The following is a 22,031-nucleotide window of genomic DNA, read 5'->3' on the forward strand; positions in this document are numbered from 1 at the left end:
GGTTGCCTCTTTACGATTTCGACGAAACGGCGCCGACAGGGCCGGCATGTGCGGGAACGGCGTCGTGCGTATCGGCCAGTTCGGCGGCGAGATGACGCTCGGCGATCAGCTTCAGCGCGAGCGTGACGAGCGCGAGCAGCGCCAGCACCGACGCCACCGCGAACGCCGCCGCGAAGTTGTATTCGTTGTACAGGATCTCCACGTGCAGCGGCATCGTGTCGGTCACGCCGCGGATGTGGCCGGACACGACCGACACCGCGCCGAACTCGCCCATCGCGCGCGCATTGCACAGGATCACGCCGTACAGCAGGCCCCACTTCACGTTCGGCAGCGTCACGCGGCGGAAGATCTGCCAGCCCGACGCGCCGAGCACGCGCGCGGCCTCTTCCTCGTCGGTGCCTTGCGCCTGCATCAGCGGAATCAGCTCGCGCGCGACGAACGGGAACGTGACGAAGATCGTCGCGAGCACGATGCCCGGCACCGCGAAGATGATCTGCACGTCGTGGTTCTGCAGCCAGGGCCCGAGCCAGCCCTGCGCGCCGAACAGCAGCACGTACACAAGGCCCGAGATCACCGGCGACACCGAGAACGGCAGGTCGATCAGCGTCGTCAGCAGCGCCTTGCCGCGGAATTCGAACTTCGCGATCGCCCACGATGCGCACACGCCGAACACGAGGTTCAGCGGCACCGCGATCACGGCGACGGTCAGCGTCAGCTTGATCGCCGACCACGCGTCGGGATCGGCCAGCGATTCGAAATAGAAGCCGACGCCCTTGCGCAGCGCCTCGACGAACACCGCGGCGAGCGGCACGACGAGGAAGAACGCGAGGAACGCCAGCGCGATGCCCGTGAGCAGCCAGCGCACGACGCGCGACTCGCTGACGGGGTCGAGCCGCTTCGTGGCGCGCGCGGCCGGCGACGGGGTTTTCAGCACGACGGTGGCCTCCTGGCTCATTGCTGGCCTCCTGCGGCGGCGGCGGCGGCAGCGGCGGTGACGGTGGCGGGCGCCGGGCCGCTCGCGCCCTTGCTCGTCCGACGCTGCAGATACCACTGCAGCGTGTTGATCAGCAGCAGCATCAGGAACGACACGACCAGCATCACGACCGCCAGCGCGGTCGCGCCCGCGTAGTCGTACTGCTCGAGCTTCGTGATGATCAGCAGCGACGTGATCTCGGATTTCATCGGCACGTTGCCGGCGATGAAGATCACCGATCCGTATTCGCCGAGCGCGCGCGCGAACGACAGCGCGAAACCGGTGAGCAGCGCCGGCAGCACGGCCGGCAGCACGACGCGGCGGAACGTCAGCCAGCGCGACGCGCCGAGGCACGCGGCGGCTTCTTCCTGCTCGCGCTCGAAATCCTCGAGCACCGGCTGCACGGTGCGCACGACGAACGGCAGCCCGATGAAGGTCAGCGCGACCAGCACGCCGGCCGGCGTGAACGCGATCTTGATACCGAGCGGCGCCAGATACTGGCCGACCCAGCCGTTGGTCGCGTAGACGGCCGCGAGCGAGATGCCGGCCACCGACGTCGGCAGCGCGAACGGCAGGTCGACGATCGCGTCGACGAGCCGCTTGAACGGGAACGTGTAGCGCACCAGCACCCATGCGACGAGGAAGCCGAACACGGCGTTGATCAGCGCGCCGCCGAGCGCGGCCGAGAACGTCAGCCGGTACGACGCGAGCACGCGCGGCGACGTGACGGCGGTGACGAACTGGTCCCACGACAGCGTCGCGGTCTTCAGGAACGTGGCGGCGAGCGGAATCAGCACCACGAGGCTCAAATAGGCCACCGTGATGCCGAGTGTCACGCCGAAACCGGGCAGCGCGCTCGGTTTGCGAAAGATGTACGTCGTCATCGGATGCTCTTGCTGGGTCGATGCTGCTCACGGGTCCGACGCAAACGCCGGCGCAGTGAATCGCGCCGGCGGCCCGTCGGGGATGCGGCGCGCTGTCGTGGCGCGCCGCTTGTCGTTATGGCGTTACTGCGGCTTGTAGATCGAATCGAACACGCCGCCGTCCGCGAAATGCGTCTTCTGCGCATTCGTCCAGCCGCCGAACGTGTCGTCGACCGTGTACAGCTTCAGCTTCGGGAACTGCTTGGTCAGCTCCGCCGGCACGTTCTTCGAACGCGGCCGGTAGTAGTTGCGCGCCGCGATTTCCTGGCCCTGCGGGCTGTACAGGTAGTTCAGGTACGCCTCGGCCAGCTTGCGCGTGCCCTTCTTGTCGACCACCTTGTCGACCACCGCGACGGGCGGCTCGGCCAGGATGCTCACCGACGGCACGACGATCTCGAACTTGTCGGTGCCGAATTCCTTGACCGACAGGAATGCCTCGTTTTCCCATGCGATCAGCACGTCGCCGATCCCGCGCTGCACGAAGCTCGTCGTCGCGCCCCGCGCGCCCGAATCGAGCACGCCTGCGTTCTTGTAGAGCTTCGTGACGAATTCCTTCGCCGTCTGCTCGTTGCCGCCCGGCTTGTGCAGCGCGTATGCCCATGCGGCCAGGTAGTTCCAGCGCGCGCCGCCCGAGGTCTTCGGGTTGGGCGTGACGATCGAGATGCCCGGCTTGGTCAGGTCGTCCCAGTCCTTGATCCCCTTCGGATTGCCCTTGCGCACGAGGAACACGATCGTCGACGTGTACGGCGACGCGTTATCGGGCAGGCGCTTCTGCCAATCCTTGTTCACGAGCCCCTTGTTCGCGAGCGCATCGATGTCGTACGCCAGCGCCAGCGTGACGACGTCGGCCTGCAGGCCGTCGAGCACCGAGCGCGCCTGCGCGCCCGAACCGCCGTGCGACTGCTTGAAGTTGACGGTTTCGCCCGTCTTCGCCTTCCACTCCTTGCCGAACGCCTGGTTGAAATCCTGATACAGCTCGCGCGTCGGGTCGTACGACACGTTCAGGAAGGTCGTATCGGCCTGGGCATGCGTCGCGACGCCCAGCGCCGCCGCCGCGCCCAGCGCGAGTGTTGCGATCAGGCGGCCCACTCCGCCCACCAGCCCCGTATTGCGCTTCGCCATCCTTGGTTCTCCAGTGTTGTCGGTATTGCGATGTCGGGCCAGTCTATCGAACGGGTTACATGATTAAAAATAATCGTTCCTTATTTTTTAATACTCAAAAGTGCTAACGCAGACGGGATGGACGGTTGCGGCGGACAAACCGGCGTTTGGACGTCGCGAAATCACGCCCGAACCGGCGCGATCGCGTCGAACCTCAAGTAACACTTGAAATTCACCAAGTACTGTATAAAAATACAGCTCACTGTCTATCCATACAGTTGAGCCATGACCAAACTCACCGCCCGTCAGCAGCAAGTGTTCGACTTGATCCGTCGCGCGATCGAGCGCTCCGGATTCCCGCCCACCCGTGCCGAGATCGCGGCCGAACTGGGCTTCAGCTCGCCGAATGCGGCCGAGGAGCACCTGCGCGCGCTGGCGCGCAAGGGCGTGATCGAGCTGGCGGCCGGCGCATCGCGCGGCATCCGGCTGCTCGGCATCGACGACGCCCCGCACCAGTTCACGCTGCCGCACGCCGGCCTGATGCAACTGTCGCTGCCGCTCGTCGGCCGCGTCGCGGCCGGTAGCCCGATCCTCGCGCAGGAGCACATCTCGCAGCATTACGCGTGCGATCCCGCGCTGTTCACCAGCAAGCCCGACTATCTGCTGAAGGTGCGCGGCCTGTCGATGCGCGACGCCGGCATTCTCGACGGCGACCTCCTCGCCGTGCAGAAGCGCACGGAAGCGAAGGACGGCCAGATCATCGTCGCGCGTCTCGGCGACGACGTCACGGTCAAGCGCCTGATGCGCCGGCCGGGCGGCCTCGAGCTGATCGCGGAGAACCCGGATTACGAAAACATCTTCGTCAAGGCCGGCAGCGCGGATTTCGCGCTGGAAGGCATCGCCGTCGGGCTGATTCGCTCGGGCGAACTCTGACATTCCGTCTCGCCAGGAGAACATCATGGAACGCCTTGCCCGCCTGCTGCCTTTCCGTCAATTCGGTCGCCTGCGTCATCTGCGCGGCCGCACGCCCTGCGCACCGCTGTCCGCGGCGGCGCCAGTGCAAGAAGAAGTCGCAGTCGAACGGCAGGCGTCCCTGCTGCCGTCAGCGCTCCCCGCGTTCGCGCGGGTCTCGCTGAACGCCGGCCTGAATCACGCGGAACCCGCGCGCCGCGCGCCGGTGCGCGTCTATCACGGCCGGTCGCGCCTGATCATGGTGGGCACGATCGATGCCGTGTGCCGGATGATCGATCACTGCATCGCAGAGGAACGATCGGCCACGCCGGGCGGTCTCTGATTGCGGAACCTTCCCGCACCGGAGGCAACGTGACTGGATCGTCGCGCCGCGCATGGCGACTCAAGCCCCTGCTGATCGTCGCGCTGGTCGTCGCCCTGATTGGGGCGCTCGGCTATGCGTACGCGTCGCCGTATGTCGCGCTCGGTCGCCTGAAATCGGCGATCGATGCGCGCGATGCGCAGGCGATCAGCGAGTACGTCGACTTTCCGTCGCTGCGCATCAGCCTGAAGCAGCAGGTCACGGAAGAGTTGATGCGCCGGATCGACGCCGTGAAGAAGAACAACCCGTTCGCGGTGCTGGGCGCGCTGATCGGGTCCGCGCTGATCGGCCCGCTGGTCGACGCGTACGCGACCCCGGAAGGCGTCGCCGCGCTGATGAGCGGATTGCCGCCGCGCGGCAATCCGGGCGAGCGTCCGCCTGAGTGGTCGAACCAGCCGCCAGCAGGCAATGCGCCCGGCAACCCGCCTGCCGCACCGCCCGCCAATCCAGCGCAGGCAAGCGCCGGCGTACCGGGCGACAACGCGGCCGCTTCGGCGGCATCGTCGCCGGCACCGGCGCCCACCGCACCGGCCAGCCCGAGCGAAGCAACGCCAGCGCCGCGCCAGCAGCAAACTAGCGCGGGCTACCGAAATATCGATGAATTCGTCGTGACGTACCAGCGCAGCGCCGATGGCACGCGCTATGCGGCGATCTTCCACCGCTTCGGGCTGTTCTCGTGGAAATTGTCCGGGATCGACCTGCATGCATAGCAGGCCGTGCTCGACGTGCGCACCGCCGATGCAGTGCGATGCCTGACCGGCACGCATTGCCGGTCAGGCGGTCATCCAGCTTTTAGATCATTGGCCGTTCGCGATGGCCGCTTCGCGCTCGCGCGCAATTTCGGCCTTCTGCTCTTCCGCCGACGAACACGCGACCAGGATGCTGCAGTTCACGCGATCGAGCAGTTGCGTATTGCCCGACCCCATCCACCATCTCGACAATCCGCTGCGGCACCGGTGGCCGACGACGACGAGATCGACCTTCAATTCCGACGCGAGATTCGCGATTTCGTCGATCGGGTAACCGAACGCAAAATGGCCTTCGGCCTGGACGCCGCGCTCGCGCAGCCAGTTCACGCCTTCCTGCAGGATTTCGCGCGCGGTTTCCTCGAAGCGGCCGCAGGCGACATCGGTCAGCAAACCCGCGCTTTGCGCAATGCTCGAACGCATGTCGACGACCGACAGCAAATGTGTTTCGGCCTTGAGGTCCATTGCGAGATTGGCGCCGTAACGCAGCGCCTTGCGCCCTTCGAGCGTGCCGTCGTAACACAGCAAAATCTTGTTGTAGCTAGCCATGAAGCCTCCCTATCGCGACAACGAACCCTACGCATTCATCATGGTGCGCCGCAATTCAGGACGCAAGGGATGGAAAACGCTGATTCGCCCCGTGCGGCGCGTGCGCGATGATGCGGTGCACGATCGGCGCGCACTTGCATCGCACCGTGCAGGCATGCCCTGAAGCGAGGCAGCCGATGCACTAGAATGGCCCGTTCCATCGCCAGCGGGCTGCCTCGTGCCGGCGTCGTATGCTTCGGCCATGCCCGTGTGACACGCATTCGCGCGATCCGTTCGCACACCGGCCACGCACAGAGCAGCGGAACGCGCCCGCTTACAACGACAACACGCCCATGTCCGTCGCACCGATCGATTTACGCAACGTCGAAAAGCGCTATGGCGACAAGCTCGTCGTCAACGGTCTGTCCTTCAACGTGAAGGCCGGCGAATGCTATGGCCTGCTCGGGCCGAACGGCGCCGGCAAGACCACGACGCTGAAGATGCTGCTCGGCCTCGCGCATCCCGATGCGGGCACCATTTCACTGTGCGGCGAACCGGTTCCATCGCGTGCGCGACATGCACGCCGGCGGGTCGGCGTCGTCCCGCAGTTCGACAACCTCGACCCCGACTTCACGGTCCGTGAAAACCTGCTCGTCTTCAGCCGCTATTTCGGGATGTCGGCGCAGGCCGCACGCGCGCTCGTGCCGCCGCTGCTCGAATTCGCGAAGCTGGAAAACAAGGCCGATGCAAAGGTCGGCGAGCTGTCGGGCGGCATGAAGCGCCGCCTCACGCTCGCCCGCGCGCTCGTCAACGACCCCGACGTGCTCGTGCTCGACGAGCCGACGACGGGCCTCGATCCGCAGGCGCGGCACCTGATGTGGGAGCGGCTGCGTTCGCTGCTCGCGCGCGGCAAGACGATCCTGATCACCACGCATTTCATGGAGGAAGCCGAGCGCCTGTGCGATCGGCTGTGCGTGATCGAGGAAGGCCGCAAGATCGCCGAAGGCGCGCCGCACGCGCTGATCGAATCGGAGATCGGCTGTGACGTGATCGAGATCTACGGGCCCGATCCGGCCGCGCTACGCGACGAGTTGTCGGCATTCGCGAAGCACACCGAGATCAGCGGCGAGACGCTGTTCTGCTATGTGACCGACCCCGAACCGGTCAGCGCACGACTCAAGGGCCGCACGGGGTTGCGCTATCTGCATCGTCCGGCCAATCTGGAGGATGTGTTCCTGCGGCTCACGGGCCGCGAGATGCAGGACTGATCGACCATGGACGTCCGCAACTATTCCGCCACCACGCCGTCGGCTCCGCCGCGCGAATCGCGCTTTGCGATCGCGATGCCGGCGAACGCCAGCAACTGGGTCGCCGTCTGGCGGCGCAACTATCTCGTGTGGCGCAAGCTCGCGCTCGCGTCGATGTTCGGCAATCTGGCCGATCCGATGATCTATCTGTTCGGGCTGGGTTTCGGGCTCGGCCTGATGCTCGGCCATGTCGACGGCGTGTCGTATATCGCGTTCCTCGCGGCCGGCACGGTCGGCTCGAGCGTGATGATGTCCGCGAGCTTTGAATCGATGTATTCGGGTTTCTCGCGGATGCACGTGCAGCGCACGTGGGAAGCGATCATGCATACGCCGCTCGCGCTCGGCGACATCGTGCTCGGCGAGATCGTCTGGGCAGCCAGCAAGGCGATGCTGTCGGGGGGCGCGATCATGCTCGTCGCGGGCGGGCTCGGCTACGCGCAGTTTCCGTCGATGCTCGCGGCGCTGCCCGTGATCGCGCTGGCCGGCCTCGCGTTCGCCAGCATCGCGATGATCGTCACGGCGCTCGCGCCGTCCTACGATTTCTTCATGTTCTATCAGACGCTCGTGCTGACGCCGATGCTGCTGCTGTCGGGCGTGTTCTTCCCGATCACGCAGTTGCCGCCGCTCGCGCAGCACGCGGCGCACGCGCTGCCGCTCGCGAACGCGGTCGAGCTGATCCGGCCTGCGATGCTCGGCCGGCCGGCGACCGACGTCGCGTTGCACGTCGCGGTGCTCGCCGGCTACGCGGTCGGCGGGTTCCTGCTGTCCGCGTGGCTGTTCCGGCGCCGGATGATGCGCTGACGGCCGGCGCGCCGGGCACCGGGCGCCAGCTTCATGCGACGACGTTATTCGTCGTCGTCGCTCCACGGAATTTCGACGTCGGTCAGGAACGCGACGGTCGCGAGCGGGCCGCCTTCCTGGCGGCCGAGCTTGCCGTCCGCGCGATGCCATTCGACGCGGAACTGCGTGCCCGGATCGTCGGCCACCAGATAGACCGTGCGCAGCTCTTCCTTGTCGGCTTCGTCCACCGGGCCGTCGAACGACACCAGCATCTTCTGCGGCCACAGGCCGTTGACCGGATCGTAAATGCGATCGCCTTGCGGAATGTCGATGCTGGCCTCGACGCCGATCGTTGCGGAAGCCTCGATGATCATCGTGCCGAGTGCGTTGAGCACGGCAGTCGCCCGCGCGGAATTGGCCTGGCGGATCGCGAGATCGCCGCGCGTCAGCGCCTTTTCGAGTCGAGGATGAATCTTCGGTTGGGTCATGCGTTTTCCTGTTTGCTTCTTGTAAAGGGCGCCGCACGCGTGAAGCGGCGGCGCCGGGTGAATACGAATGCGACGATTGCGCCGGGCCGGCGTGTCGCCCGCGTCGTCAGAACCCGAACGCGATCGCGAGCAAGCCGCTCGCGATCCCGAACGCGACGACGAGCGTCGCGACGATCGCCAGCATGTAAGGCTTGAACGAACGCGCGAGCATCGCGAGCGACGGCACGCTGATCGGCGGCAGCGTCATCAGCAAGGCGGCGGCCGGACCGACGCCCATGCCGAGCGACAGCATCGCCTGGATGATCGGCACCTCGCCGGCCGTCGGGATCACGAACAGCATGCCCGCGACCGCGAACGCGACGATCCAGCCGAGATGATTGCCGATGTCCGGGCCGATATGCGGAAACAGCCACGCGCGCGCGGCGCCGAGCAGCAGCACGAGCACGATGTATTCGGGCACGAGCCGCACGGCCATGCGCGCGAGCAGTTTCATCCAGCGGACGAACGGATTGCCGGCCGCGGCCTGCTCGGCCGCCAGCGCGGCGAGCTGCGCATCGTCGATGCTGCGGTCTTCGGGACGCGCGATGCGGTTCAGCAGATAGCCGATCCCGAACACCATCGCGATGCCGAGCACGAGGCGCAGCGCGCTCCAGTGCCAGCCGAGCACGAAGCCCATGAACACCAGCGCGGCCGGGTTCAGCACCGTATTGCCGAGCCAGAATGCGACCGCGCCGCCCGGCGACGCATGGCGCGCCCGCAGGCCCGCGACGACCGGCGCCGCGCAGCACGTGCACATCATCCCGGGCAGCGACAGCAGCCCGCCCGCGGCGACGCTGCCGAACCCCGTGCGGCCGAGCACGCGCGCCACCCAGTGCGCGGGCAGCAGCGCCTGCACGGCCGAGCCGAGCAGCAGGCCGAGCACCATCGCCTGCCAGATCGCCTTGCCGTACGCCCACGCGTAGTCGAGCGCCGCCTTCAGCGACGGCTCGGGCGCGGCCGCCGACGTGCCCATCAGGATCGACTGGCCGATCGAATGATGCTCGGCGGCAACGAACGCCTTGTTGTAGTACGGGAACCATTTCACATAGAACAGCCCCGCGACCGCGATCAGCAGGAAGGTCATCCAGCCGAGGGCCGGATTCGGTTGAGTGCGTGTGGTCGTCATCGTGTGGTGGTCGTTGATGGGTCTTGGTCGGTTTCGGATGGCGTGCCGGCGGCGAGCGCGGCCGATGCGGGCAACCCGGCTTGCGCAAGTTCGGCCAGCAGCCGGCGCGCCTGCTCGCGCACGTCGGCCGCGTTGGGCCGGAACGTGAAGGTCAGCGCGCGGTTCGGCTTGTTGTACGTCGCGCGGTAAGTGCGCGCGTAGGCGGGATCGTAATGCCTGTCGATCAGTTCGGTGAACAAATCAGCTCGCGCGCCGGCATCGATCAGCCCGTTCCAGCGTGTCACTTCTTCGCGGCTGTGCAGGCCGATCAGCCGATGAAGCTGCGCCTTGAACGCGTCCGGTTCGTCGAACAGGTGCGCGTAATCGTCGAGCAGGAACGCGATCCGCTCGTCGTGCGCCGCTTCGACCTGCACCCACGGCCCCGCGTGAAACGCTTCGATCAGCGCGATCGGCAACTGCACGAGCCCGATCCTGCGGCTTTCCGATTCGACGAACACCGGCCATTGAGGGTCGAAACGCCCCAGCGCTTCGACGAGCCCGGAATCGAACCCCTTCTGCTTCGGCTGCGGCTTGCCCGGCAGCGCGCCGAGCAGCGAGCCGCGATGGCATGCGAGCGCTTCGAGATCGAGCGTCTGCGCGCCCGCGTCGCGCAGCGCGTTCAGCAGCCGCGTCTTGCCGCAGCCCGTATGGCCGACGAGCGCGATGTAGCGAAAGCGCGTCGGCAGCGAGTCGAGCGTCGCGCACACCGACTGCCGGTATGCCTTGTAGCCGCCGTCGAGCTGGCGCGCCTTCCAGCCGATCAGGTTGAACCAGGTCGTCATCGAGCCCGAGCGCTTGCCGCCGCGCCAGCAGTAGATCAGCGGCCGCCAGTTGCGCGGCCGGTCGGCGAACGTCGTGTCGAGATGGCGCGCGATGTTGCGCGCGACGATCGCCGCGCCGACGCGCGTCGCCTCGTACGGCGACACCTGGCGATACATCGTGCCGACGAGCACGCGCTCCTCGTTGCTGAGCACGGGCGCGTTCAGCGCGCCGGGGATATGGTCCTCGGCGAACTCGAGCGGCGTGCGCACGTCGATGATCTCGTCGAACTCGCCGGCGCGATCGAGGGTGACAATCAGGTTCTTCAATTTGGCGTCGAACAGGGGCGATGCGGCTCGAGGAGCCGCATGGGCACGGAAGGCGGATTGACGATTATCTCACGGCCCGGCGTCCCGGGCCTCGCGCGGCGGTCGGCGGCGGCGAGGCGGCCTGCATCGCGTCGATCAGATGATCGCGGAATGCGCGCACCGACGCGGGCAGATCGCGCCCGGCCATCGTCTGCACCTGGATGCTGCGTTCGCGCAGTTGCGGGTTCGTCATCGGCACGACGACGAACCCGTCCGCCTCGGAACGGTCACGCACCGACAGCAGCCCCGTGAACATCACCGCGCCCGTGCGGCGCGCGTAGCCGTACATCGCCGCGGTGTTGTTGCTCGTCAGCTCGGGCTCGAGCAGCAGCCCGTCGAGCGCGCATGCGATGTCGATCAGCTGGCGCACCGTCGTGCCGGCCTCGGGCAGCACGTGCGCGTGCGGCGCGACATCGGCGAGCGACACCGCATTGCGGGCCGCGAGCGGGTGATCGTGCCGGACCAGCGCAAAGACCGGCGCGCGCTCGGTGTGGTCGACGCGCACGCCCTTCTCCGGCGCGAGGCTGAAGGTCAATGCGATGTCCGCATCGCCGTCGCGCACGCGCCGGGTCGCGTCCGCCGGCGATACGACCCACACGGTGAAATCGACGCCCGGGTGGCGGGCCTTGAAGCTCGCGAGCACGGCAGGCAGGAAGTCGATCGCAAACCCTTCCGAGCACGCGATCTTCAGCAGGCTGCCGTGCAGCGCGTCGAGCCCGCCGATGTCCTTCATCACGTGCTCGGCCTCCAGCAGGCTGCGCTGCGCGAACGCCAGCAACCGCTCGCCCGCCTCCGACAACGCCATCCCGCGCGGTCGCCGCTCGAACAGCGGCGCGCCGAGCTCGCTCTCCAGCTTCGCGATCTGGCGGCTGATCGCCGACACGGCCACGTGCAGCCGCGCGGACGCGTCGCTGATCGAGCCGGTACGCGCCACCTCGACGAAATACCGCAACCCCAGGCCATGCAGGAAAGCCGCCATCGTTCTGTCTCCGCGCCGCATCCGGCCGCGCTGCTTTGCCTTTTCGGCAAAGAAAGGTTCGAAATTCGATCATTGTGACAAAAAAACCGGCTTTCTAGAATCGATCGCACTTCACGTTGCCTGCGCGGCCCGCGCGCAGCGAACCCGACCGAGGAGACACGATTTGAGCCGTACCGCCGCCATCCAGCACGCGCTGAACCAGTTCGAATCCGGTGCGTTCTTCACGACCCTGAGCCGCCGCGTCGGCCTGCGCACCGAAAGCCAGGAAAGCGGCAGCGAAGCCGCGCTGCGCGCCTATCTGACCGACGAAATCGCGCCCGAGGCCGCCCGCCTCGGCTTCACGTCGCGGATCGTCGACAACCCCGTCGACGGCGGCGGCCCGTTCCTGCTCGCGTCGCGCCACGAAGACGACGCGCTGCCGACCGTGCTGATCTACGGCCACGGCGACGTCGTGCGCGGCTACGACGCGCAGTGGCGCGCGCCGCTGTCGCCGTGGACACTGACGGCCGACGGCGAGCGCTGGTACGGCCGCGGCAGCGCCGACAACAAGGGCCAGCACACGATCAACCTGGCCGCGCTGGCGAGCGTGCTCGACGCGCGCGGCGGCCGGCTCGGCTTCAACGCGAAGCTGTTGATCGAGATGGGCGAGGAAACCGGGTCCCCGGGCCTCGACGCTCTGTGCCGCCAGGAGCGCGACGCGCTCGCGGCCGACGTGCTGATCGCGTCCGACGGCCCGCGCATCGCCGCCGCGCGCCCGACGGTCTTCCTCGGCTCGCGCGGCGCGGTCAACTTCAGGCTGAGCCTGCGCGCCCGCGACGGCGCGCATCACTCCGGCAACTGGGGCGGGCTGCTGCGCAACCCGGCGATCGTGCTCGCGCATGCGCTCGCGAGCCTCGTCGACGCGCGCGGCGCGATTCGCGTCGCGGGGCTGCGCCCGCCACCGATCCCGGCCGCGGTGCGCGACGCGCTCGCCGATCTTTCCGTCGGCGGCGGCCCCGGCGACCCGGCGCTCGACGCCGACTGGGGCGAGCCCGGCCTGTCCGCCGCCGAGCGCGTGTTCGGCTGGAACACGTTCGAGATCCTCGCGTTCAAGGCCGGCAATCCGGAGCATCCCGTCAACGCGATCCCGCCCGTCGCGTATGCGCACTGCCAGTTGCGCTTCGTCGTCGGCACCGACTGGGAAGCGCTGCAGGCGCACCTGCGCGCGCACCTCGATGCGCACGGCTTCGCCGACGTCGAGATCGACGTCGAACGCGGCGCACCGGCGACGCGCGTGCCGCCGGACGATCCGTGGGTCCGCTGGGCCGTCGCGTCGCTCGCGCGCACCACCGGCAAGAAGCCCGCGATCCTGCCGAATCTCGGCGGCACGCTGCCGAACGAAGTGTTCGCCGACACGCTCGGGCTGCCGACGCTGTGGGTGCCGCACTCGTACCCGGCGTGCTCGCAGCACGCACCCGACGAGCATCTGCTCGCGAGCGTCGTCAGCGAGGGGCTGCAGATGATGGCCGGCCTCTTCTGGGATCTCGGCGACGACGCGCCGCCCGTTCGCCGCGCGGCATCCGCCGCGGCCGGCGCCGCCCTGTAACGCGCTTCGCCCCTTTCACGGGACCTGCACACACGATGAATACGACCACCCTCACCGCGCAGGACGCCGCGCGCCCCAGCGCCGCGAAAATCCGCCGCATCATCTTCGCCGCGTCGATCGGCAACGCGCTCGAATGGTTCGACCTGATCGTCTACGGCTTCTTCGCGGTCACGATCGCCAAGCTGTTCTTCCCGGCCACGAGCGAAGCGACGTCGCTGATGCTGACGCTCGGCACGTTCGGGCTGTCCTACCTGATCCGGCCGATCGGCGGCTTCGTGCTCGGCGCGTATGCCGACCGCGCGGGCCGCAAGGCATCGCTGCTGCTGTCGATCGCGATGATGATGGTCGGCACGCTGCTGATCGCGCTGATGCCGACCTACGCATCGATCGGCATGCTCGCACCGCTCGGGATCATGCTGTCGCGGCTGATGCAGGGCTTTTCCGCGGGCGGCGAATTCGCGAGTTCGACCGCGTTCCTCGTCGAGCACGCGCCGCAGCGGCGCGGTTTCATGTCGAGCTGGCAGTTCGCGAGCCAGGGCCTCGCGACGTTGCTCGCGTCGGGCTTCGGCGCGCTGCTGACGGCCACGCTGACCACCGCGCAACTCGAAAGCTGGGGCTGGCGCGTGCCGTTCCTGTTCGGCCTCGCGATCGGCCCGGTCGGGCTGTACATCCGCCGCTACGTCGACGAAGGCATCGAGTTCAAGACGCAGGCGCGCTCCGAAGCGCCGGTGCGCGAGCTGTTCGCGGACCAGAAGTTGCGGCTGCTGCTATCGATCGGCGCGCTCGTGATCTCGACCGCGATCAACTACATGATCCTGTACATGCCGACCTATGCGATCAAGCAGCTCGGGCTGCCGGCATCGACGGGCTTCGCGGCGACGCTCGCGACCGGCTTCGTGCTGACGCTCGTCACGCCGGTCGTCGGCCACCTGTCCGACCGCACCGGGCGGATCCGCATGATGGCGGTCGCGGCCGTGCTGATGCTGGTCACCGTATGGCCGACGTTCGCATGGCTCACGCGCCACGCGTCGTTCGCGACGATGCTCGCCGCACTGGTCTGGATCGGCGCGTTGAAGGCGATGTACTGCGGCGCGCTGCCGGCGCTGATGGCCGAACTGTTCCCGGCGCAGACACGCGCCACCGGGCTCGCGGTCAGCTACAACACCGGCGTCACGCTGTTCGGCGGCTTCGCGCCGTTCGTCATCACCTGGCTGATCAGCACGACCGGCAACCGGCTGTCGCCGGCGCTCTACCTGATGGGATGTGCGCTGCTGAGCCTCGCCGCGCTGTTCGTTGCGCGCACGCGGCTGAAGATGCGTTGACGCGAGAAACGACGGCGCGGCGATGCGCCGTCGATGCAACCGATCGCGGCCCGTCGCGGCATCGCTGCCGCGCGGGCCGCGCGCCGTTTACGGCGCCGGGTTCGGCTGCTGTTCGTGCAGCGCGTCGATCTCGGCGAGGATCTCGTCGGACAGCGTCACGTCGATGCTGCCGATGTTCTCCTTCAACTGCTCGAGCGACGTCGCGCCGACCAGGTTGCTGCGCACGAACGGGCGGCTGTTGACGAACGCGAGCGCCAGTTGCGCGGGCGACAGCCCGTGTCGCCGCGCGAGCGCGACGTAACGCGACGTCGCGTCGACCGCCTGCGGCTTGCTGTAGCGCTGGAAACGCTCGAACAGCGTGATGCGCGCGCCGGCCGGACGCGCGCCGTTCTCGTACTTGCCGGACAGCCAGCCGAACGCGAGCGGCGAATACGCGAGCAGGCCGACGCCGTCGCGATGCGTGAATTCCGACAGCCCGTTTTCGAACGTGCGGTTCAACAGGCTGTACGGATTCTGGATGCTCGCGATCCGCGGCAGCCCGAGCTTCTCGGCCGCGCGCAGGAACTGCGCGACACCCCACGGCGTTTCGTTCGACACGCCGATCGCACGCACCTTGCCGGCCTTCACGAATTCCGCGAGCACGCCGAGCGTTTCCTCGATCGGCACCGTGTACGCGTCGTCGACCCACGGATACGCGGGCCGGCCGAACGTGGTCGTGCTGCGATCGGGCCAGTGCAACTGGTACAGATCGACGTAGTCGGTCTGCAGACGCTTGAGGCTGCCGTCGAGCGCTTCGGTCAGGTTCTTGCGGTCGAACTGGTTGCCCTCGCCGCGAATATGGCGCGGATTGTGCGGCTGCCGCGCCGGCCCCGCGATCTTCGTCGCGAGCACGATGCGCTCGCGCTGCGCGCGATGCTGCGCGATCCAGGTGCCGATGTATTGCTCGGTGCGGCCCTGCGTGTCGGGCTTCGGCGGCACCGGATACATCTCCGCGGCGTCGATCAGCGTCACGCCCTGCCCGAGCGCGTAGTCGATCTGCTCGTGCGCGTCGCGCTCCGAATTCTGCTCGCCCCACGTCATCGTGCCGAGACCGATCAGGCTGACCTCGATGCCCGAATCGCCGAGTGTGCGGTATTCCATGCTGTTCCTGTCGCGTCGGTGGAAAGCAGGAACGCTATCACATTGAAGCGACGGCTTCAGTTGGGCGACGCGCATGCTTACAAGCGGCCTTCGGCGCTGCCCCGTGCGCTCACGCCCGGGCCCGGACGAGGGCCCCGCCGCCCTTCGTCACTGCGGCCGCTGGATGAAGCAGGTCGCCGACGCATGCGCGACGATCTTGTCGTCCGGCGTCTTCAGCGTGCCCTCGGCGACGCCCAGCGAACGCGACAGGTGAATCACGCGCCCTTCCGCGATCAGGTCGACGTCGCGCGGCACGGGCCGCAGCATCTTCACGTGCAGATCGACGGTGCCGTAACCGACGCCCGCGTCGAGCATCGAATGCACCGCGCACCCCGTGACCGAATCGAGCACCGTCGCGGCGAACCCGCCGTGCACGCCGCCCAGCGGATTCAGGTGCCGGCCGTCCGCCCGCGCCGAAAACTTCACGTAACCGAGCTCGACGTCGAGCGGACGCATCGGGATCGTCTCGGAAATCGACGCAAGGGGCGCGTCGCCCGACACGGCGGCACGCAGCAGGTCGAGGCCAGACAGGGAAAGCGGATTCATCGGGTTGTCTCCGGGTTGAAAGCGCGTCGCCGCGCGAGTAAGTTCTAAATTGGAACTCATTATTGTCAGCGAGACCGGTCGTTGTCAACGCGACCGGGCCCGTTGCAACCGAAGGCGGGTTCTATAATCGAACCCGCTATTTCGCTGAACCGCCGCAAGACCGCCGCAACAGGCAAGAGACTCGACGTTGACGTCCTCCTCTTCCTAAAGGGGGAGGATTCCCACACCTGGCGATGCACGTCCGCATCGGAGAATGTTCAACGCAGCGTTGATATCACGATCATGCTCGACACCACAGTCACTACAGGCCCACTCTCTTATTCTGCTGCCGGTCGTCAGCACGTTCAGGTCGAAACCGGTCGGCCGCTTCTTGTTCCACTGCAGCGCGTGCTTCTGCGTGTCATCGCAGAAGTTCCAGACGTAGTTCACCGCGCGGCTCTGCTTGTTAAGCAGTCCGTTGAGCGACTTCACACGGTAGCGATAGACAAGAATCATGCCGGTGATCCTAACCCGTGGAAGAAGCTGCCTGTCAACAGCGGCGCTCCTTTCCTCCCCGTCCTGAAGGACGGGGTTTCTCGGAGCAACTGATGAAATGGGATGACATCGGCACGCTGAACTGTTCGGTCGCGCGCACGCTCGCCGTGCTCGGCGACCGCTGGACCATGCTGATCCTGCGCAACGCATTCCTCGGCTGCCGCCGCTTCGACGCGTTCCAGGCCCAGCTTGGCCTGACGCGCCACGTGCTGGCCGAACGGCTCGCGCGGCTCGTCGACGAAGGCGTGCTCGTGAAGCGCGCGTATCAGGAGCGCCCTCCGCGCTTCGAATACCGGCTGACGGAAAAGGGCCTCGATCTCTACCCGGCCCTGCTCGCGCTGATGGCGTGGGGCGATCGCTGGAAGGACGACGGCCAGGGGCCGCCGGTGCAATTGCGCCACCGGGCCTGCGGGCAACTGATGCACGCGGTCACCGTATGCTCGGCGTGCGGCGAACCGCTCGACGCACGCGACGTGCAGCCCGAGCCGGGGCCCGGATGGATTGCGTCCGACGGGACCGAGGCGTCCGCATCCACGGATTGACGATACGTTGCGCGCGGATGTCGTTCGGACGCGCCTGCTAGACATACGTTTGGGCCACAAGCCGCATCGAGTGGCAGTCCGCCCGCCGGGGCACGCATCGTTCGCACGCCCGTGCGCTGCAACGGCAAACGCAATCGCCGGCCATCGCCGGCACTATCGCTGTGCGTTGATCGCCCGCTCGCCCGCACCGGCTGCATAACGCAACTTTGCGTCACCCTGTCCACCGCTGCCAATCCCTGCGCACGCCCTCGCTTCGCATCCGCACGTGACCGGGCCGCCATGCGTGCGTTACACTCACGGCCCGCTGTCTCGAAATTATTCGCTGTCCAAGATGTTGCCGCGCAATCGCCTCGCTGCCGCCTGTCTCGCCGCTTCCCTGCTCGCCACCCCGTTCGCCGCCTTCGGCAAGACGCAAAGCGAATCGCTGCTCCAGCAAGCGATCGATCTCGTGTCGCGATGGCTGCCGGCTCCCACTCACGAAGCACCCGCGACCCAGGTCGTCGAATCGGCGTTCTCGCCCGACGGCGGCGCCGAGGCGCTCGTACTGAAAGCGATCGGCGCAGCGCGCAGCTCGATCCGGGTCGCCGCCTACTCGTTCACGTCGCCGCCCGTCGCACGCGCGCTGCTTGCCGCCAAGCGCCGCGGCGTCAATGTCGCGGTGGTGGTCGACGACAAGGGCAACCGCGCGAAGAGCAGCAAGCAGGCACTGAACCTGCTCGTCAACGCGGGCATCCCGACGCGCACGATCGACGCCTATGCGATCCATCACGACAAGTACCTCGTGATCGACGCCGAGCACGTCGAAACGGGTTCGTTCAACTACAGTGCGTCGGCGGCGAGCCGCAACTCCGAGAACGTCGTCGTGGTCTGGAACAATCCGCAACTCGCGTCGCGCTACCTCACGCACTGGCAAAGCCGCTTCGACCAGGGCACGCCGTACCGCTCCAGCTACTGACGCGCGACACGCGCTCGCCGCTCCACCGCTCACATTCGCGTCACCGTGTTGCAGATGATCGGCGAGCATGGCGCGATGTTCAATTCGGCCGAATGGCCAGTGCGCCGCGTCGCGAAGCGCCCGTCACGCGCGACGCCGCCGCGTTCAATGGATGTCAGGCACGCGCCCGGTCGCTGCGCCGGCATGCGTGTTCGACACACAGCGGTTCACGTGCCCGTCCACCCCGCTGGCCGAATTCGCCGACGAGCCCGGGTCGCCCATCGGCAGCACGCTGCGCACGCAATCGGTGCTGAACATCAGCGTGTTCTGAACCAGCGGGTAAATGAGATACAGCGCAAACGCGAGATAGCCCGCGTACAGAATTCGAACCATGGTGCGATGGGAGGCGATGAATGATTGGTCTCGTCCTGTTTACGGCGTGGCGACGCGCACCTTGAGGTATCGCCCGTCCGATTCCGCATCGGGACGAAACACGGGCCGATGACACCCGCTTCTTACCGCATCTTCACCGACGCTCACGAGCCCGATCACCGCCGCGGCGGGACGCGCAGCGAGGCGACGCATCGAACCATGCGCAACACAGTTCGACGTACGAACCATGGACCGACCTGGCCAACGAGACAAGAGACAAGAGACAAGAGACAAGGCTCACGCAAATCGCACCGAAACCGGCCGACGAGGCAGCTCGGTCCGCCACGTTGCCGATGATCCGGCACGCCATCGCACCGCGGCCGACCGACTAGCATCGGCCGATCGCCGGATGGACGAACACAAGCCGCGCGGCAGGACGGCCGGCGCATGACCCGCGGATGAGCCAGGCCGGCGCGCCGGATCAAGCCGCCGCGCTGCCGCCCGGCCGCGGTCGTGCGACGGCGCCGGTTCAACTGCCGCAGGGCGGCGCGCTGGCCATTGCGTCCGCGATCTGCTCGGGCGTCAGGTCGCGCTGATGCGTCGCCAGCGACCAGCGATGCCCGAACGGATCCTCGACCTGCCCGTAACGATCGCCCCAGAACATGTCGGCGGCCGGAATCGTGACCGTCGCGCCGGCTTCGACCGCCTTCGCGATCGCCGCATCGGTGTCCGGCACGTACAGATGCAGGCAGACGGGCGTGCCTTTCAGCGCCTTCGGGCCCAGCGCACCGTGCTCGGGCATTTCATCCACCAGCATCAGCGTCGAATCGCCAATCGCAAGGCACGCATGCGCGAGCCGGCCGTCGGGCATCGCGAGGCGAAACTGTTCGGTCGCATTGAATGCGCGTTTGTAGAAATCGATGGCCGCGGTTGCGCCCGCACAGATCAGATGCGGGGTCAGCGTGCGCATCCCTTCCGGGATCGGCTTCACGGACGTGGGCATGGTGTCGCTCCTTCAGTCGGTTGTCGTATCGAAAATCGGGACGGACGCGCGATGCGCACGCCTCCGATGCTACGACGGACGACTCCCGCGGAAATCGACACGGCACACGGGATTTTTTTGTTGGGTCGAGCGACGCGGTGCGCAGTGCGCCCCATCGGGCCTCGCCAGCTCGGTCGGCCGGCTAGTCCGGCAGGCCGAACTGCCGTCGGCAGGCCTCCAGCAACGCGGCCACCGCGTCGAGCGGAAGATCGGCAAACCGGGCAATCGGCAGCATCACGCCGCCCGGCACCTTCGTGCGCGACGAATGGGCGGAGAACTGATAGCCGATGTAACGATTTCCGGCGACGCTGACGATCCGGAATTCAGTGACGTCGCGCCACGGCGTGACGGGTTTTTCGCGGGCGGAACCGATCAGCCGGAAACCCGTCTCGTCGACCTGCAGCGCCAGCTTGCGCCGCGACGAGACGAACAACGCGGCACTGGCCAGCCCCAGCAACGCGGCCAGCGCCGCCACCGGCCAGAGCGTCGGCGCGGCCACATAACCGCCCAGGCTCGCCGCGGCCAGCGCCGCGCACACGACCGCCCTGCTTTTCAGGCTGCGGCTGTCGACCGCCAGCGTCACCGGCAACGCGCCGGTGACCGTTCCCGCGACGGGATCGACGTGCCAGCCGGAATCCGTCGTTTCGCGTTCGTCGTTCATTGCTCGCCGGCTCGTGTCGACGGCCGCCGGCCCATCGGCGCGGGCGGCACGCCGGGATGCCGATCCCGTTTGCGCGAAGCACGCGCCGTTGCGCCGACGTCGGTCAATTGCATACCTTGACGGTACCGTTGGTCGTACATTCACCGGTCGCCCAGTGGCTCTGCCCGGCCAGATGAGGCGCGACGCCCATGCCGCGAATCGGCGCGGCCGGCGGCGACGAGGCAGGAACGGTCGCCGACGCCGTCTCGGGCGACGGTTGCACGGGCGCAGGCCCGGATGCGGTCTGACAGGCGGCAAGCGCCAGACAAAGCGCGAATGCCAGCGGGGCGATGGCGGATCTGGGCATGGTCATGAGCGCGTTCGTGCGATTCGGTTCGGGTAACGGCTCGCAGTCAGATCTGCGGCAGATCGCGCAACGTGCGCGACTCGTTCGTTGCATCGATGTCGAGCTCGATGCCTTCCGACGCGTCGCGATACAGCACGCGTTTCAGCCTGGGCCCGATTGCGGTGGTGTCCGACGCCGAGAAGATCACGCGAACATCGTTACCGGACGCGAGCGCGCGCGCCACGTCCGCCACCGGGGCCTCGCGGGGCGTCGCCGCCCACGAGCGATCGGCCGGGTTCACGGCCGCCCAGCGCACGTGCGTCACGCGCGCGCTGAGCGGATCGATTCGGACACCATTCACCGCAAACGTCGACATCGGCATCTCCTTTGAATTTTTGCGGCCTGCCGCATGCAAGCGGCGGGCGACGAACAGCCCGGACCTCGCCTGCGCGGCGCGCACGGCCCGCGACCGTGTGCGCGGCTTCATGTGTGCGGCGCCGGCCAACCCGATTTTCGATGATACATTGGGACGCTTTGCAACCGTCAACAGACAATCGTGTACGGGAGAAACACATGAGCGACGCCTGGGGAACCTTCCCTGCCAGAATGGGCGACCATCAGGCTTTCATCAGCTTCAACCACGGCTTTGCGGAAATCGCCGAAGGCGATCCGCGCACGTCGCTGCTCAGCGTGCGCGTCCCCTTCGCGCATCCGTCGCCCGAAGGTCTGCCGACCGGCGACGAATTCGCCGATCTCGCGAAGATCGAAGATCTGCTCGACGCCGCGATCACCGCGAAAGGCGGCGTGCAGGTCGGCCGGATCACCGTCGACGGCAACCGGGATTTTCTTTTCTACGTGCCGTTCGACGAAGAGGCGGCCGGGGAGATCGTCGACTCGCTGGCCGACCAGACGACCTATGCGCTTCAGTACGCCCATCAGGACGACCCCGACAAGACGACATACTGGCAGACGCTCTACCCGACCGACGACGACTGGCTGATCATGCGCGACATGCGCACGCTGGATGCGCTGCGGCAGCAAGGCGACGCGCCCGACGTGAGCCGGCGCGTGATGCACTGGGCGTACTTCCCCGACCCGAGCGACGCGCACCAGTTCGCGGACTGGGCCGAAGCGAAAGGCTATCCGGTCGAATCGGTCGCGCCGACCGAGGACGGCAAGTCGGCGGTGCGGTTTTCGCACGAAGGCACGATGACGCTCGCCGACATCACGCGCCATACGATCGCGCTCAATCGCGAGATACGCGCGCTCGGCGGGGACTACGACGGATGGGAAACGAGCGTCGAACAGGCGGGGGGAGCTGAGCCCCATGCCCGTGGCGCGTGACGTGACGTCGCGCATGCGACGCAAAAAACATCCCGGCAGCGTTGTTGCGCGCCGCCGGGATCAAGGCATCGCCGGCAAGAACCGGCGATGGGCCTGAGGGTTCGCTCAGGCACGAGGAAAGCGATTCGTGCGGATCGGGCGAACGGATGTCGGGGT

The 22,031-nt window shown here is 67.3% G+C and carries 26 protein-coding genes and 2 pseudogenes; 10 read left to right on the forward strand and 18 right to left on the reverse strand.

The annotated features are described in order from the left end of the window. Positions 1–10 precede the first annotated feature (10 nt). The 4 genes and pseudogenes from cysW to HWX14_RS36855 all read right to left on the reverse strand — a co-directional run. The gene (gene cysW, locus HWX14_RS03220) at positions 11–955 is read right to left on the reverse strand and encodes a sulfate ABC transporter permease subunit CysW (RefSeq protein ID WP_175881520.1); all 945 of its coding nucleotides are present in this window, start codon (positions 953–955) and stop codon (positions 11–13) included. Further along, positions 952–1,857: a sulfate ABC transporter permease subunit CysT gene (gene cysT / locus HWX14_RS03225; RefSeq protein ID WP_175881521.1), complete on the reverse strand. Its 906-nt coding sequence runs from the start codon at positions 1,855–1,857 to the stop codon at positions 952–954. Before cysT ends, cysW begins: the two co-directional genes overlap by 4 nt. Before the next feature lie 123 nt (positions 1,858–1,980). After that, a complete protein-coding gene (locus HWX14_RS03230) occupies positions 1,981–3,018 on the reverse strand; it encodes a sulfate ABC transporter substrate-binding protein (RefSeq protein ID WP_069621441.1) in 1,038 nt (345 codons plus the stop codon). A gap of 177 nt (positions 3,019–3,195) precedes the next feature. After that, a pseudogene (locus tag HWX14_RS36855) lies at positions 3,196–3,312 on the reverse strand (sodium:proton symporter); the annotation flags it as partial. Here HWX14_RS36855 and lexA point away from each other — a divergent pair. Genes lexA through HWX14_RS03245 form a run of 3 tightly spaced genes read left to right on the forward strand, consistent with a single transcriptional unit; the run spans position 3,283 to position 5,040 of the window. Continuing rightward, positions 3,283–3,930: a transcriptional repressor LexA gene (gene lexA, locus HWX14_RS03235; RefSeq protein ID WP_006476077.1), complete on the forward strand. Its 648-nt coding sequence runs from the start codon at positions 3,283–3,285 to the stop codon at positions 3,928–3,930. The pseudogene HWX14_RS36855 and the gene lexA sit on opposite strands and share 30 nt — an antisense overlap. Positions 3,931–3,955: 25 nt before the next feature. After that, positions 3,956–4,291: a hypothetical protein gene (locus HWX14_RS03240; RefSeq protein ID WP_011351892.1), complete on the forward strand. Its 336-nt coding sequence runs from the start codon at positions 3,956–3,958 to the stop codon at positions 4,289–4,291. Between the two features lie 29 nt (positions 4,292–4,320). Beyond that, complete coding sequence (locus tag HWX14_RS03245; protein ID WP_175881522.1) at positions 4,321–5,040, forward strand: DUF2939 domain-containing protein; 720 nt, start codon at positions 4,321–4,323, stop codon at positions 5,038–5,040. 87 nt (positions 5,041–5,127) lie between these two features. On the opposite strand, the gene HWX14_RS03250 is transcribed toward HWX14_RS03245, so the two are convergent. After that, on the reverse strand, positions 5,128–5,625 hold the full coding sequence (locus tag HWX14_RS03250; protein WP_011545343.1) for a universal stress protein: 498 nt from the start codon (positions 5,623–5,625) through the stop codon (positions 5,128–5,130). Between the two features lie 332 nt (positions 5,626–5,957). Between HWX14_RS03250 and nodI the strand changes: the two genes are divergently transcribed. Both nodI and HWX14_RS03260 read left to right on the forward strand, forming a co-directional pair. Continuing rightward, entirely contained in the window at positions 5,958–6,872 is a 915-nt protein-coding gene (nodI, locus tag HWX14_RS03255) for a nodulation factor ABC transporter ATP-binding protein NodI (RefSeq protein ID WP_175881523.1), read from the forward strand. 6 nt (positions 6,873–6,878) lie between these two features. Continuing rightward, positions 6,879–7,712, forward strand: coding sequence for an ABC transporter permease (locus HWX14_RS03260; RefSeq protein WP_175881524.1), 834 nt, complete (start codon positions 6,879–6,881; stop codon positions 7,710–7,712). Between the two features lie 44 nt (positions 7,713–7,756). Here the strand turns inward: HWX14_RS03260 and HWX14_RS03265 are convergent, their stop codons facing one another. The 4 genes from HWX14_RS03265 to HWX14_RS03280 form a co-directional block, all read right to left on the reverse strand. Beyond that, positions 7,757–8,179 (reverse strand): hypothetical protein, encoded by a 423-nt coding sequence (locus tag HWX14_RS03265; RefSeq protein ID WP_034174145.1) that lies wholly within the window; start codon positions 8,177–8,179, stop codon positions 7,757–7,759. A gap of 106 nt (positions 8,180–8,285) precedes the next feature. Further along, positions 8,286–9,344 (reverse strand): permease, encoded by a 1,059-nt coding sequence (locus HWX14_RS03270; RefSeq protein ID WP_175881525.1) that lies wholly within the window; start codon positions 9,342–9,344, stop codon positions 8,286–8,288. Next, positions 9,341–10,471 carry a tRNA 2-selenouridine(34) synthase MnmH gene (gene mnmH / locus HWX14_RS03275; protein ID WP_175881526.1) on the reverse strand — a complete coding sequence of 377 codons (1,131 nt, stop codon included), beginning with the start codon at positions 10,469–10,471 and terminating at the stop codon, positions 9,341–9,343. Before mnmH ends, HWX14_RS03270 begins: the two co-directional genes overlap by 4 nt. Before the next feature lie 64 nt (positions 10,472–10,535). Then, a complete protein-coding gene (locus HWX14_RS03280) occupies positions 10,536–11,489 on the reverse strand; it encodes a LysR substrate-binding domain-containing protein (protein ID WP_175881527.1) in 954 nt (317 codons plus the stop codon). Between the two features lie 163 nt (positions 11,490–11,652). Here HWX14_RS03280 and HWX14_RS03285 point away from each other — a divergent pair, with 163 nt between their 5' ends. Next, complete coding sequence (locus tag HWX14_RS03285) at positions 11,653–13,074, forward strand: M20 family metallopeptidase (RefSeq protein WP_175881528.1); 1,422 nt, start codon at positions 11,653–11,655, stop codon at positions 13,072–13,074. A gap of 35 nt (positions 13,075–13,109) precedes the next feature. Then, positions 13,110–14,396, forward strand: a complete 1,287-nt coding sequence (locus HWX14_RS03290) for an MFS transporter (protein ID WP_175881529.1) — start codon at positions 13,110–13,112, stop codon at positions 14,394–14,396. Between the two features lie 87 nt (positions 14,397–14,483). Here HWX14_RS03290 and HWX14_RS03295 read toward each other — a convergent pair whose 3' ends face one another. The 4 genes and pseudogenes from HWX14_RS03295 to HWX14_RS36335 form a co-directional block, all read right to left on the reverse strand. Then, on the reverse strand, positions 14,484–15,536 hold the full coding sequence (locus HWX14_RS03295; protein WP_175881530.1) for an NADP(H)-dependent aldo-keto reductase: 1,053 nt from the start codon (positions 15,534–15,536) through the stop codon (positions 14,484–14,486). 147 nt (positions 15,537–15,683) lie between these two features. After that, positions 15,684–16,121, reverse strand: a complete 438-nt coding sequence (locus HWX14_RS03300) for a PaaI family thioesterase (RefSeq protein ID WP_006484216.1) — start codon at positions 16,119–16,121, stop codon at positions 15,684–15,686. Between the two features lie 204 nt (positions 16,122–16,325). Next, the gene (locus HWX14_RS36330) at positions 16,326–16,463 is read right to left on the reverse strand and encodes a transposase (protein WP_244130175.1); all 138 of its coding nucleotides are present in this window, start codon (positions 16,461–16,463) and stop codon (positions 16,326–16,328) included. Then, positions 16,446–16,616: pseudogene (locus tag HWX14_RS36335) on the reverse strand (RNA-guided endonuclease TnpB family protein); the annotation flags it as partial. The gene HWX14_RS36330 and the pseudogene HWX14_RS36335, both read right to left, overlap by 18 nt. A 92-nt stretch (positions 16,617–16,708) precedes the next feature. Here HWX14_RS36335 and HWX14_RS03310 point away from each other — a divergent pair. Then, entirely contained in the window at positions 16,709–17,197 is a 489-nt protein-coding gene (locus tag HWX14_RS03310; protein ID WP_006476090.1) for a helix-turn-helix domain-containing protein, read from the forward strand. 331 nt (positions 17,198–17,528) lie between these two features. After that, positions 17,529–18,152 carry a phospholipase D family protein gene (locus tag HWX14_RS03315; RefSeq protein WP_175881531.1) on the forward strand — a complete coding sequence of 208 codons (624 nt, stop codon included), beginning with the start codon at positions 17,529–17,531 and terminating at the stop codon, positions 18,150–18,152. Between the two features lie 144 nt (positions 18,153–18,296). Here the strand turns inward: HWX14_RS03315 and HWX14_RS03320 are convergent, their stop codons facing one another. The 5 genes from HWX14_RS03320 to HWX14_RS03335 form a co-directional block, all read right to left on the reverse strand. Then, on the reverse strand, positions 18,297–18,524 hold the full coding sequence (locus tag HWX14_RS03320) for a hypothetical protein (protein ID WP_175881532.1): 228 nt from the start codon (positions 18,522–18,524) through the stop codon (positions 18,297–18,299). Positions 18,525–19,032: 508 nt separating this feature from the next. After that, positions 19,033–19,506 (reverse strand): VOC family protein, encoded by a 474-nt coding sequence (locus tag HWX14_RS03325; RefSeq protein WP_012328424.1) that lies wholly within the window; start codon positions 19,504–19,506, stop codon positions 19,033–19,035. Positions 19,507–19,687: 181 nt separating this feature from the next. Beyond that, complete coding sequence (locus HWX14_RS03330) at positions 19,688–20,206, reverse strand: aspartyl-tRNA synthetase (protein ID WP_175881533.1); 519 nt, start codon at positions 20,204–20,206, stop codon at positions 19,688–19,690. Positions 20,207–20,309: 103 nt separating this feature from the next. Next, a complete protein-coding gene (locus HWX14_RS36860) occupies positions 20,310–20,558 on the reverse strand; it encodes a hypothetical protein (RefSeq protein ID WP_347879816.1) in 249 nt (82 codons plus the stop codon). A 40-nt stretch (positions 20,559–20,598) separates the two neighbouring features. Further along, positions 20,599–20,907, reverse strand: coding sequence for a phosphatidylserine/phosphatidylglycerophosphate/cardiolipin synthase (locus tag HWX14_RS03335; RefSeq protein WP_175881534.1), 309 nt, complete (start codon positions 20,905–20,907; stop codon positions 20,599–20,601). Positions 20,908–21,104: 197 nt separating this feature from the next. Between HWX14_RS03335 and HWX14_RS03340 the strand changes: the two genes are divergently transcribed. Then, on the forward strand, positions 21,105–21,875 hold the full coding sequence (locus HWX14_RS03340; protein ID WP_175881535.1) for a DUF695 domain-containing protein: 771 nt from the start codon (positions 21,105–21,107) through the stop codon (positions 21,873–21,875). Positions 21,876–22,031: the final 156 nt, after the last annotated feature.

This window comes from Burkholderia sp. BCC0044 (assembly GCF_902832955.1).
Classification (GTDB): Bacteria; Pseudomonadota; Gammaproteobacteria; order Burkholderiales; family Burkholderiaceae; genus Burkholderia.